This is a genomic window from Pseudomonas sp. G5001 (assembly GCF_013385475.1).
Taxonomy (GTDB): domain Bacteria; phylum Pseudomonadota; class Gammaproteobacteria; order Pseudomonadales; family Pseudomonadaceae; genus Aquipseudomonas.
Genome location: NZ_JACAPZ010000018.1, coordinates 35,565 through 51,292, shown reverse-complemented (window position 1 = coordinate 51,292; position 15,728 = coordinate 35,565). Strand labels below are relative to the sequence as shown.

Annotated in this window: 19 protein-coding genes; 17 read left to right on the top strand and 2 right to left on the bottom strand. The window is 59.9% G+C overall.

Annotation, left to right across the window (positions count from 1 at the left end; translation table 11 throughout):
- Window position 1 precedes the first annotated feature (1 nt).
- The 15 genes from HX805_RS32400 to recX all read left to right on the top strand — a co-directional run bounded on the left by HX805_RS32400 (window position 2) and on the right by recX (window position 11,750).
- The gene (locus HX805_RS32400) at window positions 2–127 is read left to right on the top strand and encodes a hypothetical protein (protein WP_010170085.1); all 126 of its coding nucleotides are present in this window, start codon (window positions 2–4) and stop codon (window positions 125–127) included.
- Window positions 127–1,743: a hypothetical protein gene (locus HX805_RS17405; protein WP_177117121.1), complete on the top strand. Its 1,617-nt coding sequence runs from the start codon at window positions 127–129 to the stop codon at window positions 1,741–1,743. The genes HX805_RS32400 and HX805_RS17405 overlap by 1 nt, the downstream gene beginning before the upstream one ends.
- Window positions 1,730–2,968 (top strand): DNA circularization protein, encoded by a 1,239-nt coding sequence (locus HX805_RS17400; protein ID WP_177117120.1) that lies wholly within the window; start codon window positions 1,730–1,732, stop codon window positions 2,966–2,968. Before HX805_RS17405 ends, HX805_RS17400 begins: the two co-directional genes overlap by 14 nt.
- A 3-nt stretch (window positions 2,969–2,971) precedes the next feature.
- The gene (locus HX805_RS17395) at window positions 2,972–4,009 is read left to right on the top strand and encodes a phage baseplate assembly protein (RefSeq protein WP_177028949.1); all 1,038 of its coding nucleotides are present in this window, start codon (window positions 2,972–2,974) and stop codon (window positions 4,007–4,009) included.
- Between the two features lie 16 nt (window positions 4,010–4,025).
- The gene (locus HX805_RS17390; protein WP_177081954.1) at window positions 4,026–4,535 is read left to right on the top strand and encodes a phage baseplate assembly protein V; all 510 of its coding nucleotides are present in this window, start codon (window positions 4,026–4,028) and stop codon (window positions 4,533–4,535) included.
- Window positions 4,535–4,933 carry a phage GP46 family protein gene (locus HX805_RS17385; RefSeq protein ID WP_177117119.1) on the top strand — a complete coding sequence of 133 codons (399 nt, stop codon included), beginning with the start codon at window positions 4,535–4,537 and terminating at the stop codon, window positions 4,931–4,933. The genes HX805_RS17390 and HX805_RS17385 overlap by 1 nt, the downstream gene beginning before the upstream one ends.
- Window positions 4,923–5,963 (top strand): baseplate J/gp47 family protein, encoded by a 1,041-nt coding sequence (locus HX805_RS17380; protein WP_177070237.1) that lies wholly within the window; start codon window positions 4,923–4,925, stop codon window positions 5,961–5,963. Before HX805_RS17385 ends, HX805_RS17380 begins: the two co-directional genes overlap by 11 nt.
- Complete coding sequence (locus HX805_RS17375) at window positions 5,951–6,550, top strand: YmfQ family protein (RefSeq protein WP_177070235.1); 600 nt, start codon at window positions 5,951–5,953, stop codon at window positions 6,548–6,550. Before HX805_RS17380 ends, HX805_RS17375 begins: the two co-directional genes overlap by 13 nt.
- An 11-nt stretch (window positions 6,551–6,561) precedes the next feature.
- Window positions 6,562–7,881, top strand: coding sequence for a tail fiber protein (locus HX805_RS17370; protein WP_177081956.1), 1,320 nt, complete (start codon window positions 6,562–6,564; stop codon window positions 7,879–7,881).
- 8 nt (window positions 7,882–7,889) lie between these two features.
- Window positions 7,890–8,486, top strand: a complete 597-nt coding sequence (locus HX805_RS17365) for a hypothetical protein (RefSeq protein ID WP_177081957.1) — start codon at window positions 7,890–7,892, stop codon at window positions 8,484–8,486.
- 49 nt (window positions 8,487–8,535) lie between these two features.
- Window positions 8,536–9,060, top strand: coding sequence for a glycoside hydrolase family 19 protein (locus HX805_RS17360; RefSeq protein ID WP_371133023.1), 525 nt, complete (start codon window positions 8,536–8,538; stop codon window positions 9,058–9,060).
- A complete protein-coding gene (locus tag HX805_RS17355) occupies window positions 9,048–9,560 on the top strand; it encodes a lysis system i-spanin subunit Rz (RefSeq protein WP_177081959.1) in 513 nt (170 codons plus the stop codon). The genes HX805_RS17360 and HX805_RS17355 overlap by 13 nt, the downstream gene beginning before the upstream one ends.
- A 71-nt stretch (window positions 9,561–9,631) precedes the next feature.
- Complete coding sequence (locus HX805_RS17350; RefSeq protein WP_102370300.1) at window positions 9,632–10,132, top strand: CinA family protein; 501 nt, start codon at window positions 9,632–9,634, stop codon at window positions 10,130–10,132.
- A gap of 83 nt (window positions 10,133–10,215) precedes the next feature.
- Window positions 10,216–11,274, top strand: coding sequence for a recombinase RecA (gene recA, locus HX805_RS17345; RefSeq protein ID WP_003208645.1), 1,059 nt, complete (start codon window positions 10,216–10,218; stop codon window positions 11,272–11,274).
- Window positions 11,275–11,282: 8 nt separating this feature from the next.
- Window positions 11,283–11,750 (top strand): recombination regulator RecX, encoded by a 468-nt coding sequence (gene recX, locus HX805_RS17340; protein ID WP_003208644.1) that lies wholly within the window; start codon window positions 11,283–11,285, stop codon window positions 11,748–11,750.
- A gap of 168 nt (window positions 11,751–11,918) precedes the next feature.
- Here recX and HX805_RS17335 read toward each other — a convergent pair whose 3' ends face one another.
- A complete protein-coding gene (locus HX805_RS17335) occupies window positions 11,919–13,028 on the bottom strand; it encodes a TIGR00730 family Rossman fold protein (protein ID WP_177009844.1) in 1,110 nt (369 codons plus the stop codon).
- A 375-nt stretch (window positions 13,029–13,403) separates the two neighbouring features.
- On the bottom strand, window positions 13,404–13,844 hold the full coding sequence (locus tag HX805_RS17330) for a PA3611 family quorum-sensing-regulated virulence factor (protein ID WP_003208640.1): 441 nt from the start codon (window positions 13,842–13,844) through the stop codon (window positions 13,404–13,406).
- 205 nt (window positions 13,845–14,049) lie between these two features.
- On the opposite strand from HX805_RS17330, the gene HX805_RS17325 reads away from it, so the two are divergent.
- Window positions 14,050–14,760, top strand: coding sequence for a tRNA-uridine aminocarboxypropyltransferase (locus HX805_RS17325; RefSeq protein WP_003208638.1), 711 nt, complete (start codon window positions 14,050–14,052; stop codon window positions 14,758–14,760).
- Window positions 14,761–15,014: 254 nt separating this feature from the next.
- Window positions 15,015–15,665, top strand: coding sequence for a response regulator transcription factor ErdR (gene erdR, locus HX805_RS17320; RefSeq protein ID WP_003208636.1), 651 nt, complete (start codon window positions 15,015–15,017; stop codon window positions 15,663–15,665).
- The last annotated feature ends 63 nt before the right edge of the window (window positions 15,666–15,728 follow it).

The window sequence follows — 15,728 nt, the reverse complement described above, 5'->3', positions numbered from 1 at the left end:
GGTGGCCTATGACCTGGCCTGGTTCTGGAAGGTTGATCCCGAACAGATGCTGGCCAGGCCTTTGGATACGCTCCGGGAATCCCTGGAGCATGCGCAACGGATCAATGCGATGCAGCAGGTGCAGTGATGGCAGAAGCTCAGAAAGTAGAAAGTACCGCGGTGCGCCTGACCGGCATCGACCAGTTGTCGCCCAAGCTCGCTGCGCTGCAGGCCATGGTCGGTCGCTTCAGGCAGAACCTGGAACAGACCGGTCTCGGCAAGCTGGATATCGCCGGTTTGGAGAAGGGCGGTGGGCTGGCGGCACCGTTTATCAGCGGTATCAAATCGGCGCTGGCGTTCAGGGCTGAGGTCGGCGAGGTCAATGCCGCCGTAGGGCAGGGCGTTACCGAAACGGCGGCGCAAGGGCTGAAGGATTTCAACGCGTCGCTGGACAAGGTGTCGGTGGCGTTTGGTACTGCGCTGTTGCCGGCCGTCACGGCGGTGGTGGTCGGGTTGGAGCCGTTGCTGACGACGTTGGCCCAGGTGCTCACCGAAAATCCGCAACTGGTGCAGGGCCTGGCTGCCGGCGCAGTAGCGTTTACCGCGATGCAGGCGGCCGTCACCGGCGTGTCTCAGGCACTGGGCTTGATGCAGCTGGTGCTCAGCGCCAATCCGATAGTTTTGGTGGCTGTAGGCATTGCCGTGGCGGCAGGCTTGATCGTTGCCAACTGGAAGCCGATTTCGGCATTTTTTGTCGGGCTCGGCGAACGGGTGATGGCGGCGATTGGAACCTTGGGCGAGTTTTTCCAGACGGTCTTTGCGTTTCGTCCGCTGGAACAGGTGATGCGCTTGTGGGGGCCGATCACAGGCTTTTTTTCCGGGTTGTGGACGTCGCTGAAGGTAATGGCGCAGCCCTTGGTCGGCTTTTTCACCACACTGTTTTCCTGGTCGCCAATGGGTTTGATCGTCAACAACTGGACGCCGTTGAGCGGTTTTTTTGCGGCCCTCTGGGACTTGCTCAAGGCACTGAGTGTGCCGGTGGTCGAGTTCATGAAAAGCCTGTTCAGTTGGTCACCCCAAGGGCAAATCATTGCCAACTGGGGCGTGATCAGTGAGATGTTTGCGGCGATCTGGAGTGACTTCAAACTCACCGCGCTGGCGGCTTTTACCATCGTCAGCAGTTACTTCGATTGGTCGCCCCTGGACAAGGTTTCTGCCGTCTGGGGTAGCGTCAGCGGTGCATTCGCCTCGATCTGGGGCGATATCAAGTTGCAGGCCCAGGACGCCTTTGTAGTGTTGAGTGGCCTGTTCGACGACTGGCATCCGATGGAGCAACTTGAAGCCATGTGGGCACCGGTGCTGAGTTGGTTCACGGCGCTCTCGGAGAAGCTTGCGGTGATCACCGCACCGATTCGCAAGCTGTTCAACGGTGGGCTGGGTGAGGTGATCAACCAGGCGACCGGCAGTGTGCTGGAGTTGACCACCGAGCAACAGGAACGTAATGCCGAAAGCGCGCGCGATCCGTCCTGGTTCCGCAAGGGGCCTGGCTTGGTATCACCGCTGGCGTCCAGCTCCAGTTCGCTGCTGCAACAAACCGCTGCCAACAACCGCACGCAGCTCAACGGCGATTTGCGGGTGAGCTTCGACAATGCACCGGCCGGCCTGCGGGTCGACCAGCCCAGAACCAACCAGCCCGGCCTGAGCGTCACCCCACGTGTCGGCTACCGTTCCCTGTCCCTTGGAGGCTCCAATGAGCTGGCGTGATCGTTTGTTGCCGGCGTCGTTTCGTGGCGTCGGGTTTTGGGTTGACCAGGCGAAAGTCCCGGTCGGCAAGAAGGGCCAGTTGCACGAATACCCTCAGCGCGACCTGCCTTTTTTTGAAGGGCTGGGCCAACAGTCCAGGGTGCATGAGCTGACGGCATTTGTAGTGGGCGAGGATTGCCTGGAGCAACGCGACAAGTTGCTCAAGGCCCTGGAGGAGGGCGCCGGCGAGCTGGTGCACCCGTGGCTTGGACGGTTGCAGGTCAAGGTCGGCGAATGCGAGATGACCCAAACCCGCCAGGACGGCGGGCTGGTGACCTTTGCCCTGAAGTTCTATCCCGACGAACCTTTGAAGTTTCCCACTACGGCGGTCAATACCCGCCAGCTGTTGCTGGTGTCGGCCGACAGTTTGCTGGGTTCGGCGGTGCTGCGCTTTGAGCAGGCCGTCGCACTGGTGAAGCAGGCGCGGGTGGGCATCCAGGCGTTGCGCAATGGCCTGGCAGAGGTTTACCAGGTAATTGAGCAGCAGTTTGCCCCACTGATTCAGTTGTATGGCGACCTGAATGCCTTGGTCAAAGCCATCAAGGAAGTGCCCAAGGAATTGAGCGCCGAGTTCAAGGGCTTGCTCGGTGATGTGAAGGAGTTGAAGGCATTTGCCCGCAACGGCTATCGCGGCATGTTGGCCAACCTCTCGCAGCAGGTGGAAGCGGCTCGGAATATCGACGTGCCGAAGCTGACCACCGGCAAGGACAGCGTGGCGGCGGTGCAAGCCACTGCCAACCTGGTACAGGATGCGTTGTGGGTGAAGATCGCCCATTGGCTGGCGGACGTACCGGTGGCGACAAAAGCGGTGACCCTCAGTACCACGCCATCCCTGGCGCAACAGGCGGCACAGCCGGTGCAGCGCCGCGAAGTGCCGGTGGCCGACGATGTGCTGGTGCTGCGTGACCTTCTGAACGAAGCCATGTGGCAAGCCGCATTGAAGGCCGACGCCGGGCACTATGTTGCGCTGAACGACCTGCGCCAACAGATGTTCGCGCATCTGACGGCAGTGGCTTCGTCCGGTGTCCGGCTGGTCAATCTGACGCCGATGCGCAGCATGCCCGCCTTGCTGTTGGCCTATCAGCGGTTCGGTGACGCGACGCGAGTGGGCGAGGTGGTGCAGCGCAATCGGGTGGCCCACCCGGGCTTCCTGCCACCGGCGGACCTGCAAGTGGTCAGGGAGTAACCCATGAACGAGTTGGACAATGCCGTCACCCTGACCGTGGACGGCCTGGATTATGGCGGCTGGAAAAGCGTGGAAATCAGCGCCGACCTGGAGCGTCAATTTCGCACCTTCACCCTCAACATCACCTGGCAATGGCCCGGGCAAACCCTGGCGGCGCCGATCAAGCCCGGCGCCCGTTGCCAGGTACGCATCGGTTGCGACCTGGTGCTCACCGGCTTTGTGTTCAAGGCGCCCATCAGTTACGACGGCCGACAGATCAGCCTGAGTATTCAGGGCGGTTCAGTGACCCAGGACCTTGTGGACTGCGCAGCGATAAACCAGCCCGGCCAGTGGCGCGGGCAAAGTGTGCTGAGCATCGTCCGGGCGCTGACGGCCACCTATGGCGTGGAGGTGCACAGCGAGATTGCCGAAACTGCGCGCCTGCATACCCACAGCATCGTGCCCGGGGAGACGGTATTTCAATCCATCGACCGCTTGCTGACGTTGTATCGGGTGTTCTCCACCGACGATGCGGATGGGCGCCTGGTATTGGCATCGCCCGGTAGTGCAGGGCGTGCGAATGACAGCCTGGAGCTGGGACAGAACATCCTTTCGGCTAACGCACCGATGGACTTCAGCTCGGTATTTTCCGAGTACCGCGTCATCGGCCAGCACAAGGGCGATGATCAGAAAAGTGCAGCGGCGGTCAGTGAGGTTTCAGGGATTTCCCGGGATGAAAAAGCCACGCGAAAACGCGTCACGGTGATCAGCGAACCGACGCAGTTGACCCCCGAGCTGGCCCAGCAACGCGCCGACTGGGAACGCGCCACCCGTACCGGAAAAGCCCTGACCACCACCTACACCGTGCAAGGCTGGCGGCAGTCCAACGGCGATTTGTGGCGCCACAACCTGTTGGTGCGGGTGATCGATCCGGTGCTGGGCTTTGACCAGGACATGCTGATCTCCAAGGTCACCTGGTCGCTCTCCGACCAAGGTTCGATCACCACGCTACAGGTGGCGCCGCCGTCCACCTTTGATGCCAATCCGTTGCCATCCGCTTAACCACCAAGGAATTTCCATGAGCTTACTGACTCGCCTGCTGGCGCGCGGCACTGTCGTGCTCGCCCACTCGGCCACCAAGCTGCAATCGCTGCAAATGCGCCTGACGGCAGGCGAAGTGAACGACGACATGGAGCACTTCGAACCCTACGGTTTTACCAGCAACCCTCTGGCGGGTGCTGAAGGCATCGCCACCTTCCTGGGCGGTGACCGCTCCCATGCCATCGTGCTGGTGGTGGCAGACCGTCGCTATCGCTTGCAGTCCCTGGCGCCGGGTGAAGTGGCGATCTATACCGACGAAGGCGACAAAGTTCATTTCAAGCGCGGGCGGGTAATCGACATTGAAACCGGCACCTTGAATATCCGCGCCAGCCAGGCGGTGAACATTGATACGCCGATCCTGACCCAGAGCGGCAAGATCATCTCCCAGGGCGACCAGATTGCCGGCGGCATCAGCCAGATCCGGCACGTGCATGTGGGCGTCCAGCCCGGCAGCGGTCAGACCGGTGCGCCGGCGGGAGGCCAGTGATGTTTGTCTCCGACAACCTGAAAAAGGCCCTGACCCGCTCGGTGCTGATCAGCCTGTTCACCTGGCGCCGTGCCGCGCCGGATGACCCTGTTGACGATGACGAGCGCTTCGGCTGGTGGGGCGACAGTTTTCCCAGCGTGGCCGACGACCGTATCGGCTCAAGGTTGTGGTTGCTGCGCCGGGTCAAGCTGACCCGCCAGACGCAACTGGACGCCGAATTCTATGCCCGCGAAGCCTTGCAATGGCTGATCGACGACGGGCATTGCAGCGCCATCGAAGTCCTCAGTGTGCGCCTCGACACCCAGCGGCTCAACCTGCGCACGCAGCTGACCCTGGCCGATGGCGAGCGCCTGGACATCAACCCTCATAACAGTTGGCAGGTGATCTATGCCGTTTGAAACCCCTTCGCTGCCGGTGCTGATCAAACGCACCCAAAGCGACCTGGCCAGCGATTCGCTGCGCCAGTCCGATGCCCAGGTCCTGGCGCGCACACTGAGTGGTGCGGCGTTCGGCCTGTACGGTTATCTCGATTGGATCGCTGAGCAGATCCTGCCGGATACCGCCGATGAATCCACCCTGGAACGCATCGCTGCGCTGCGTTTGAACCAGGCACGCAAGGCGGCGGTAGCCGCCAGTGGCACCGTGAGTTTTACCGCCGCTGCGGGCGCGGTGCTGGATGTGGACACGGTGCTGCAAACCAGTGATGGTCGCAGCTTCAAAGTCACCGCTGCCGGTACCACCCATGCAGGCCTCAACACCGCCACGGTGCAGGCGATTGATGCCGGCACGCTGGGCAACGCTGATGCCGGGCTGAGCCTGATTGCGGTCCAGCCGCTGCAAGGTATTGGTTCGACCTTTACCGTGCTGGCGCCGGGGCTGACCGGCGGTGTGGCGCGAGAAACCCTGGAGTCGCTGCGGGCGCGGGTGATTCGTTCCTATCGCGTTATTCCCCAGGGCGGTTCGGCACAGGATTACGAGACCTGGTCCCTCGAAGTGCCCGGCATTACCCGCGCATGGTGTCGCGGCAATTACCTGGGGCCGGGGACGGTGGGGGTGTTCGTGATGCGTGACGACGACCCGCAGCCGATCCCTAATGCAGCGCAGTTGGCGCAGGTTCAAGCCCATATCGAACCGCTGCGGCCAGTCACCGCTGATGTGTATGTGTTGGCGCCGGTGATGAAACCGGTGGCTTATCAACTGCGCCTGACCCCCGACACCAGCGCCGTGCGCGCGGCTGTCGAGGCCCAACTGCGTGACCTGCACAACCGTGAGGCGGGGCTGGGCGACACCTTGTTGCTGACCCATATCGCCGAAGCCATCAGCACGGCGACCGGCGAGACCGATCACACCCTCACAAACCCGTTGGCGGATGTTGCAGCGGCGACGAATCAGTTGCTGGTGTTCGGAGGTATCACATGGCTGGAGTGAGAACCGCTGGCCAGTATCAGGAACAACTGATCGCCTTGTTGCCCAGCGGCCCGGCCTGGGATCTGGAGACCATGCCGCAGTTGCAGACGGTGCTCAAAGGCATCGCCGAAGAACTTACGCGCATCGACGCCCGCGCCTGCGACCTGCAAAACGAAATGGACCCCGTGACCGTCAGCGAACTGGTGCCGGAGTGGGAAAGGGTGATGCAACTGCCCGATCCCTGCCTGGGCTTGAGCCCGCTGTACGACGACCGTCGCCTGGCAGTGCGTCGACGCCTGTTGGCGGTGGGCAGCCAGCGCGCCGCCTACTACATCGAAATCGCCCGCAGCCAGGGTTATCCCGACGCCAGTGTCACTGAACATCGCGCCCCGCGCATGGGCCGCTCACGGTTTGGCGCTGCGCATTTTGGCACCTGGCGGGCGCACTTCATGTGGACGCTCAACACCGGCGGGCGCCAGCACCTGGGGCGGCGGTTTGGGGCGAGTTATTGGGGAGAGCGGTTTGGCGTCAATCCGGGGAACGCCCTGGAGTGCCTGATTCATCGCAGCGCACCTGCTCATACGCAGGTGCACATCAATTATGACTAGAGGGTAGAAGCGTGGATTATCCAAAGAGTGTGCCCAGCGTTGGGCTGGTGAATGGCAAGTTTGTGGATGAAAACCCGGTTACGGGGACGCCGGGGAGTTTGATTCCGGCGGCTTGGGGGAATGGGGTTACGCAGGAGATTTTGAATGTGCTGGCGGCGGCGGGGATCGCGCCGGACGAGACGAAGACCGATCAGCTGGCGCAGGCATTGAGTGTTTTGAGTGATTGGTTGAAGTTGAGGAATAAGCCCACGACGTTGGCGGGGTATGGGATTACCGATGCGCTGCTGGTTGGACGTACAACAGACCAACGGCCTAGCTTGTCCGCCAGTGATTTGACTGATACCGGTAATGGTCTTGGTGGTGCGCTGGAAATCCGTGAGGCTCAACAGGTAGAAAGCAAAAAGCTGACGTTCGAGTACGCCCCGAAAATCATGTTTCATTGGAAGGACCGCTGGGCGAAAGCGTTGGCGATGGATGCTAACGGAGAGATGGTATGGGGGGGGCAGAAAGTTTGGACTGCTGCCAATTTGGATCTGACAAACAAGGCGGATAAGGCAACCACTCTGGCGGGATATGGGATTACCGATGCGTTGGCAGTTGGGCAATACGGATTGGGCGGAAACATAGCTCCCAAAGCGAGTATTGATACGGTGGGGTTGCCGGGAGGTTTTTACTCGTACCTTGATGGTAATACCAGCTTTGCCAACTATGTCGGGTTGGTAAATATTCCTTATAGTGCGGGAAGTCATGCTGGACAGTTGGGGTTTCAACAGGGAAATCTGGATGCCGTGGTCCTTGTCAGAGGCTGTGATCCAAATGGTAAGTGGACGCCTACTCGGCAGTTGTGGCATGACGGCAATCTCAAACCGGGCGACATGTTTCCTGCGGGCACCACTATTCAATATGCGGGTCCTTACCCACCGGCAGGTTTCTTGAAAGAGAATGGCGCAGAAGTTTCACGCACTGTGTACGCAAGACTGTTTGCAGCCATCGGAACGATCTATGGCGCTGGAGACGGCAGCACTACGTTTAATTTGCCTGACAGTCGAGGTGAGTTTATTCGCGGGGTTGATGATGGCCGAGGCGTTGACCCACAGCGTGTACTGGGATCCTTGCAATTGGATGCGATGCAGGGACACTGGCATGGACCACGTCCAGGTACAACCCTAAACGGGAGTCCAGGCAGTTGGAACGGAAGCAACGGTACTAATGGCGGCTACAACATCGGCAGCACGGGTGACCCCGTTACTAACGGTGTAAATGGAGCCCCAAGAACCGGTAATGAAACGCGCCCGCGCAACACTTCCCGTCTTATGTGCATCAAGTACTGAGGTTATTTATGATTAACTCTACTCCTATGCTTTATCAGGCAGATCCGGTGACTGGAGAGTATATCGGTTCTGTGTTTGCTGATTCGGATCCGCTTGTTGAGGGCGAGTGGCTAATTCCAGCAATGGCTTTTACTACCGCTCCTCCAGTTGTCGAACCTGGTTATGCCGCTGTACATGTAAAAGACTCTGAACATATCTGGAGTTTGACGCCTGATTTGCGCGGCACTGTTTATCGAGTCGATAACGGCGAGGAAATCAACTGGCATCAATTGGGTGAACTGCCGTGCGACTTTACGCCTCTCCAACGTCCTGATATCAATCACACTTGGGATGGCTCTACTTGGGCGCTCGATGAACACGCAAAAAACAGTCATGAGTGCGAGGCGGAACGACGCTGGCGGAATTTGGAAATTGAGAACACCAAGTGGTTACGTGAGCGTCACCGCGACGAGTCGGACCTGAAACTGGATACGACGCTGACAGACATACAGTTTGGACAACTGTTGGCTCATCTTCAGCTCTTGCGTGATTGGCCGCAGCACCCTAAGTTTCCAGTGTTTGAGTTTCGTCCTAAAGCGCCGGATTGGATAAATGGGCAGAAGTAGGATCGGAGGTTTTTCCATGCCACTCGCTCAAAGTGACCTCGCGCAGATTATGCCCAACGCCCGCTCTCAAGCGGGCGTTTTCATATCCGCTCTAAACGCCGCTATGTCCCACTACCAATTAACCACCCCCAAACGCATCGCCGCCTTCCTCGCCCAAATCGGCCACGAATCCGGCGAACTGCGCTACGTACGTGAACTGGGCAGTGATCAATACCTGAGCAAATACGACACCGGCACCCTGGCCGCCCGCCTGGGCAACACCCCCGAAGCCGATGGCGATGGCCAGAAATACCGTGGCCGTGGCCTGATCCAGATCACCGGCCGACGCAACTACCTGGCGTGCAGCCAGGCGTTGTTCGGCGATGAGCGTCTGTTGCAGCAACCGGAGTTGCTGGAGCAACCGCAATGGGCCTGCGAATCCGCCGCGTGGTTCTGGCAGAGCAATGGCTTGAACGAACTGGCTGACAAGGACCAGTTCACCACCATCACTCGGCGCATCAATGGCGGCCTCAACGGTCTGGATAACCGCATGCAGTTGTGGGCTCGGGCGAAGGCGGTGTTATGGGCCTCCTGACGTCGTATCGCCTGCTTGGCTTTTTCCTGTTGGTGGTGGTCTCGGCGGGTATTGCCTGGCAGGTACAGGCTTGGCGGTATGGCATCCAACTTGAGCGCCTGGAGGCGCTGCATGCCGAAGCGCTCAGCCAACAAAGCCTGTCGGCTCAACGTCAACAACAGGTGGAACAGGACAAACGGCTGGCACTGGAGCAACAACTCAGCGCCAGCGACCAACAACACACCCGGGAGCTTTCCGATGCACAGCGCGATCAGGCTCACCTGCGGGATCGCCTGGCCACTGCTGATGTGCGGTTGTCAGTCCTTCTCGACACCAGCGACCCAACCAACGGCTGGCCAATGCCAGCCCCCACCCCCTCCGGCAGCGTGGTTCATGCAGCCCCGCGAGCCCGACTTGACCCGGCGCATGCTCAACGAATTATCGGCATCACCGACGACGGTGATAACGCCATGATCGCCTTGCGCGCCTGCCAGGCGTATGTCCGGGCCGTCGCGCGTTAGTCTCTTGTAACTTGCATGGCCCATGGGCTCCTGTAGGGTAGGCAAACGCCCGTCCACTCCAGGAGATGACCGTGAAGGAAATTACTCAACTCGCCGCTGAACTTGGTCGACGCTTGCAGGTGCTCAATGCCCACGTCACAACGGCCGAGTCGTGCACCGGCGGCGGTATCGCCGAGGCGATCACGCGGATTCCCGGGAGTTCGGCCTGGTTCGAGGCGGGCTATGTCACGTATTCCAATCGCCAGAAGACCCGGCAGCTGAATGTGCCGGAAGCGCTGTTCCCCAAGGTCGGGGCCGTCAGTCGCGAAGTGGTGGAGGCGATGGTGCGGGGTGCCCAGGAGAAAAGCCTGGCGCGTTTTGCCGTAGCGGTCAGCGGTGTGGCCGGCCCCGATGGCGGTTCGCCGGACAAGCCGGTGGGCACCGTATGGCTGGCCTGGGGCGTGGGCGATGAGGTTACCGCCGAGCTTGAACACTTCCCTGGGAACCGTGACGAGGTTCGCCGACAAACGGTAAAGGCCGCGCTAGAGGGCTTGTTGCGACGAGCTGCAGCAGAAATAGAAAAACAGGGGTAGGCGATCACGGATCTTTGTGGAACAATACTGTCTACTTATACAGGTGTTGGCCGCCAGGCCTTATTGATTACGTGAGGACTTTAATGGACGACAACAAGAAGAAAGCCTTGGCTGCGGCCCTGGGTCAGATCGAACGTCAATTCGGCAAGGGTGCCGTAATGCGTATGGGCGATCACGACCGTCAGGCGATCCCGGCTATCTCCACTGGCTCTCTGGGTCTGGACATCGCGCTCGGCATTGGCGGCCTGCCAAAAGGCCGTATCGTTGAGATCTACGGTCCTGAATCTTCCGGTAAAACCACCCTGACCCTGTCGGTGATTGCCCAGGCACAAAAAATGGGCGCCACCTGTGCGTTCGTCGATGCCGAGCACGCCCTGGATCCTGAATACGCCGGCAAGCTGGGCGTCAACGTTGACGACCTGCTGGTTTCGCAACCGGACACCGGTGAGCAAGCGCTGGAAATCACCGACATGCTGGTGCGCTCCAACGCCATCGACGTGATCGTGGTCGACTCCGTGGCAGCCCTGGTACCCAAGGCTGAAATCGAAGGCGAAATGGGCGACATGCACGTGGGCCTTCAAGCCCGCTTGATGTCCCAGGCCCTGCGTAAAATCACCGGTAACATCAAGAACGCCAACTGCTTGGTGATCTTCATCAACCAGATCCGGATGAAGATCGGCGTGATGTTCGGCAGCCCGGAAACCACCACCGGTGGTAACGCGCTGAAGTTCTACGCTTCGGTCCGTCTGGACATCCGTCGTACTGGCGCGGTGAAGGAAGGTGACGAGGTTGTTGGTAGCGAAACCCGCGTTAAAGTCGTGAAGAACAAGGTGGCCCCGCCGTTCCGTCAGGCCGAGTTCCAGATTCTCTACGGCAAGGGTATCTACCTGAACGGCGAGATGATCGACCTGGGCGTGCTGCACGGTTTCGTCGAGAAATCCGGTGCCTGGTATGCCTACAACGGCAGCAAGATCGGCCAGGGCAAGGCCAACTCGGCCAAGTTCCTTGCGGATAACCCGGATGTTGCCGCTACGCTCGAGAAGCAGATCCGCGACAAGTTGCTGACCCCGGCACCTGACGTCAAGGCTGCCGCCAACCGCGAGCCGGTTGAAGAAGTAGAAGAAGTCGACACTGACATCTGAAGCAAACGATGAGCGTTGTCCTGGATACACCCGTCGCCGTAAGGCGCACTGCAATGGACCTGCTCGCACGGCGCGAGCATGGTCGAGTCGAGCTGACGCGTAAGCTGCGTCAGCGTGGCGCAGATCCCGAGATGATCGACGCAGCCCTTGACCGTTTGACGGAAGAAGGGCTGCTGTCGGAGTCCCGTTACCTCGAAAGTTTCGTCTCCTACCGAGCCCGATCCGGCTATGGCCCTGCACGAATTCGTGAAGAGCTGAGCCAGCGTGGCCTGCAGCGTGCTGATATCGAACTCGCGTTGCGTGAGTGCGGCATCAGTTGGCAGGCGCAACTGGAAGAAACCTGGCGGCGCAAGTTTGCCGGTCATCTGCCCATTGATGCGCGTGAGCGGGCTAAGCAAGGTCGCTTCCTGAGTTATCGCGGGTTTTCGATGGAGATGATCAGTCGCCTGTTGAGCGGTCGGGATATGGATGACTGAAGGCTGCGCCTGGTAAATGGTTGCTCTGATCATTGCGGGGCTTGGTGTGGCGAGGGAGCTTGCTCCCGCTGGGCTGCGCAGCGGCCCTAACCTGCGCATCGTTCTACCTGACACAACCCAAAAGGCCCGCTATGAAAATAGCGGGCCTTTTTTCGTTTCAGTGTCAGGTCACGCCGTCTCCGTCACCCGCTGCTGCGGTTTTCCCTGAGCCTGGGCCCAGTTTTCCGGCAAGTTGATGTAATCCACCAATTCCCGCAACCGTCCCTGATCACGCCCGTTGAAGTTGAACACCAGCCGCGTCAGATGGCTGAAGCTTGGCTCGTCATGCTCTTCGCCGGTGTACGCGATTTGTTGGAAGTCGCCACTGAGGCGAAGACTGGCAAATGCCTCCTGCAGATGGGCCAGTGCGCGGTCACTCAACGGATGATTCATGCGAATCACAAACTGGCGCTTCAGCCAGCGGGTGGAGTGGAAGTTGGCGTAGAACTGGTTGATTTCGTCCACCGCCTCTTCGGCGCTGTACACCAGGCGGACCAGCTTGAGGTCGGTGGGCAGGATGTAGCGATTGGCCTCAAGCTGGCTGCGGATAAAGTCCAGTGCGCCTTGCCAGAAGCTACCGCCTGGTGCATCCAGCAGTACCACCGGTACCAGCGGGCTTTTGCCGGTCTGGATCAGGGTCAGCACCTCCAGCGCTTCATCCAGGGTACCGAAACCGCCCGGGCACAGGATCAAGGCGTCGGCTTCCTTGACGAAGAACAGCTTGCGGGTAAAGAAGAAGTGGAAGGACAGCAGGTTCTCGGTGCCATCGATGGTCGGGTTGGCGTGCTGTTCAAAGGGCAGGGTGATGTTGAACCCCAGGCTGTGCTCCAGGCCGGCACCCTCGTGGGCCGCCGCCATGATGCCGCCGCCACCGCCGGTGATCACCATCAGGTCCGAACGGGCCAGGACCGCGCCCACTTCCCGGGCCAGTGCATACAACGGGCTTTCCACCGGCGTGCGCGCCGAGCCGAACACCGTGACTTTGCGCCGCCCCTTGAACTGTTCGAGCACGCGGAAGGCGTGGTCCAGTTCCCGGATCGCCTGCAAGGTGATCTTGGCATTCCAGCGGCTGCGGTCGTCCTGGGCCATGCGCAACACGGTGAAGATCATGTCGCGATAAAGGGGGATATTTGGGCTGTTGGGCGCAATCAAGTGGAGTTGCGCGTCGACCTGCTGCGTGAGGTCGGTGCCGTTTTCTTCAAATTGACGGATCAGGAGTTCATTCGGTTCGTAAGGCATTCAACTTCTCCTTCTTCACAGAACCCTGGGTGCCGGCGAGAAATTCGTCGGGACCACGACACTGCATGTGTCGTTGCCTCTGATTAACGAGGTGGGCGATACCGGTTCTGTATATTCCTTATGATTAAAAACCTTTGCATTGCACGCTCAGGAGGGCAACCCTCTTTTGCCCTGAAAATGTTACAGGACGGTGTGAAAACCCGATGTTCCAGGCGTTCAGGATGAATTGATCATGAGCCTATAAAGTCTTGGCTGGCAACCGCTTATTGATCACTTCTGAGGGAGTTTAGACGCTGCCGCGAGCGGGCAATGGCGGAGAGTGCAGAGGGGTATATTGCGCGCCGCTGGTCAGCGGCGCGCGACAGGAGTTATCGCTTACTTTTTCTTCTTCGCGGCAGCCGGTGCCGGGCAATCTGCTTCCTGGAACTTCACCGAAGCTACCGGGCGGTTGGTTTTGTTCTCGGTGATTTCATAGCGCATGATCGCGCCCTTGGCCATCAGCTCGCGGTAACCCTTGTTCAGGCACACACTTTGGCCGAGCTGGAAGTACACAGCCTTGGGGTTGGCGCGCATTTGCTCGGCGCGGTCGGGCAGTACGCTCAAATGGTCAATCAGCTGCAAGCCTTCAACGGTGTAGGCAACTTCCAGGGTCTTTTCGTCAATTTCCCGTGGCAGTTCTTTGTTGGTTTCCTCTGCGACGCTTTGCAGCTTCCTGTTCAGTTGAGCCTCCAGCAACGAGGCCGCTTGGGCACCCAGAGGCAACACCAGCGCGAGGGCGACGGACGGAACTACAAGGCGTGGCATAAGACGCAGCATGAAACTCTCCTGATTCGGTTACTGGTGCATAGACCAGCCACTGCGCTGTGCGTTCAGTGGCGCGGGATTATAGGTGACCGCTTGCCCCTAGGGCCAGCCTATTGCCGGGAAGTGCAGGTGGCCGGGGGCGGCTCTGGTAAACTGCGGTAACTTTTGCCTTCCGAGTTCTATCCGTGTCGATTTCCACTTCCCTGCGGCGCACCCGATGAGCCATGCCGTCTCCCGTTTGCGCACGCAGCGCCTTGCCCGTGCCGTAAAACCGTTTGTAGCGCGAGGCTCGCGGGCCGAACGCTGCCCCGGCTGCCGGGTGATTCCCGAGTACTGCCTGTGCGCCTGGCGGCCCAAGGTCCAGGCCAGATCCGGCATGTGCCTGCTGATGCACGACGTAGAGCCGATGAAACCCAGCAACACCGGCTGGCTGATTGCCGATGTGATCAACGACACGACCGCGTTCCCCTGGTCGCGCACTGAGGTTGAGCCGGAGTTGCTGACCTTGCTGGCCGACCCGCAATGGCAGCCATACATCGTCTTTCCCGGCGAATTCGTGGCCCCGGAGCGGGTGGTCCATCAGGTCAGGCTGGAGGAGGGCAAGCGCCCGCTGTTCATTTTGCTGGACGGCACCTGGAGCGAGGCGCGCAAGATGTTCCGCAAGAGCCCGTACCTGGAGCACTTGCCGGTGCTGAGCCTGGCGCCCGAGCAACTGTCGCGCTACAAGCTGCGTCGCTCCAAGCGTGATGACCACTTCTGCACCGCCGAAGTCGCCGCGCTGTGCCTGGAGCTGGCTGAAGATGCCGCAGCCAGTGAAGTCCTGGATGCCTATCTGGACGTATTCAGCACTCACTACCTGGCCGCCAAGTTTCAACTGGCGCTGGACCCGGCCGATGTCGTCCATACTCGCCTTGCACCTTATCTATAGGTGTCATGGCCAGCCGACCTTTGCATGATGGCCGCGCAAACGCGCAGCCCGCTAAAATAGCCACGGGCGTAGCGCTTGACCACCCAGGCTACGCTGGGCATGCTTGGCGCCGATTGGGGCGCTGTCACAGATTGGATACGTCGCTTTTTGACGTTGAACGCGCCCTTTGGTGACTGCTGGCCTGGCAGCCACCTTGCGCGTTGGCGAGCACTGAACCCATCAGTGCCGCCCTAAAAAACAGGATCATTTAATAAATGGCCACATACGAAATCCTGATTGCCGATGACCACCCGCTGTTTCGCAGTGCGCTGCACCAGGCGGTCACGTTGGGCCTGGGGCCGGATGTACGCCTCGTCGAAGTCGCCAGCATTGCCGAGCTGGAAACCCGCCTTACCGAAAAGTCCGACTGGGACCTGGTCCTGCTGGACCTGAACATGCCGGGTGCCTACGGTTTTTCCGGGCTGGTGCTGCTGCGTGGGCAATACCCGCAGATACCGGTGGTGATGGTATCGGCCCAGGAAGAGGCGTCGGTGGTGGTGCGCTCCAAGGAGTTCGGTGCCAGTGGTTTCATTCCCAAGTCCAGCTCCATGGAAGACATCCAGAAAGCCGTGCGCACGGTGCTGGATGGCGATGTCTCCTGGCCGCCGCAGGCCTTTGAAGAGATCAACGTCTCCGACGAAGCCAAGGCCGCACGTGATGGCCTGGCCAGCCTCACGCCCCAGCAGTTCCGCGTATTGACCATGGTCTGCGAAGGTCTATTGAACAAACAGATTGCCTACGAGCTGAGCGTGTCGGAAGCGACCATCAAGGCTCACGTCACGGCGATCTTCCGCAAGCTCGGCGTACGTACGCGAACCCAGGCGGCGCTGCTCTTGCAACAACTTGAGTCAATTTCGCAGCATTAAGACGCTGTTCATTCACGTTTTTTTGACTTTGCTTACTCTAGTTTCCCCACACCTTTTTGCTCA

Bases quoted from the DNA above. Each gene is read 5' to 3' on its own strand.
- HX805_RS17405 (WP_177117121.1), top strand. From the start codon at position 127: ATGGCAGAAGCTCAGAAAGTAGAAAGTACCGCGGTGCGCCTGACCGGC.
- HX805_RS17400 (WP_177117120.1), top strand. From the start codon at position 1,730: ATGAGCTGGCGTGATCGTTTGTTGCCGGCGTCGTTTCGTGGCGTCGGG.
- HX805_RS17395 (WP_177028949.1), top strand. From the start codon at position 2,972: ATGAACGAGTTGGACAATGCCGTCACCCTGACCGTGGACGGCCTGGAT.
- HX805_RS17390 (WP_177081954.1), top strand. From the start codon at position 4,026: ATGAGCTTACTGACTCGCCTGCTGGCGCGCGGCACTGTCGTGCTCGCC.
- HX805_RS17385 (WP_177117119.1), top strand. From the start codon at position 4,535: ATGTTTGTCTCCGACAACCTGAAAAAGGCCCTGACCCGCTCGGTGCTG.
- HX805_RS17380 (WP_177070237.1), top strand. From the start codon at position 4,923: ATGCCGTTTGAAACCCCTTCGCTGCCGGTGCTGATCAAACGCACCCAA.
- HX805_RS17375 (WP_177070235.1), top strand. From the start codon at position 5,951: ATGGCTGGAGTGAGAACCGCTGGCCAGTATCAGGAACAACTGATCGCC.
- HX805_RS17365 (WP_177081957.1), top strand. From the start codon at position 7,890: ATGATTAACTCTACTCCTATGCTTTATCAGGCAGATCCGGTGACTGGA.
- HX805_RS17360 (WP_371133023.1), top strand. From the start codon at position 8,536: ATGCCCAACGCCCGCTCTCAAGCGGGCGTTTTCATATCCGCTCTAAAC.
- HX805_RS17355 (WP_177081959.1), top strand. From the start codon at position 9,048: ATGGGCCTCCTGACGTCGTATCGCCTGCTTGGCTTTTTCCTGTTGGTG.
- recA (WP_003208645.1), top strand. From the start codon at position 10,216: ATGGACGACAACAAGAAGAAAGCCTTGGCTGCGGCCCTGGGTCAGATC.
- recX (WP_003208644.1), top strand. From the start codon at position 11,283: ATGAGCGTTGTCCTGGATACACCCGTCGCCGTAAGGCGCACTGCAATG.
- HX805_RS17335 (WP_177009844.1), bottom strand. From the start codon at position 13,028: ATGCCTTACGAACCGAATGAACTCCTGATCCGTCAATTTGAAGAAAAC.
- HX805_RS17330 (WP_003208640.1), bottom strand. From the start codon at position 13,844: ATGCTGCGTCTTATGCCACGCCTTGTAGTTCCGTCCGTCGCCCTCGCG.
- HX805_RS17325 (WP_003208638.1), top strand. From the start codon at position 14,050: ATGAGCCATGCCGTCTCCCGTTTGCGCACGCAGCGCCTTGCCCGTGCC.
- erdR (WP_003208636.1), top strand. From the start codon at position 15,015: ATGGCCACATACGAAATCCTGATTGCCGATGACCACCCGCTGTTTCGC.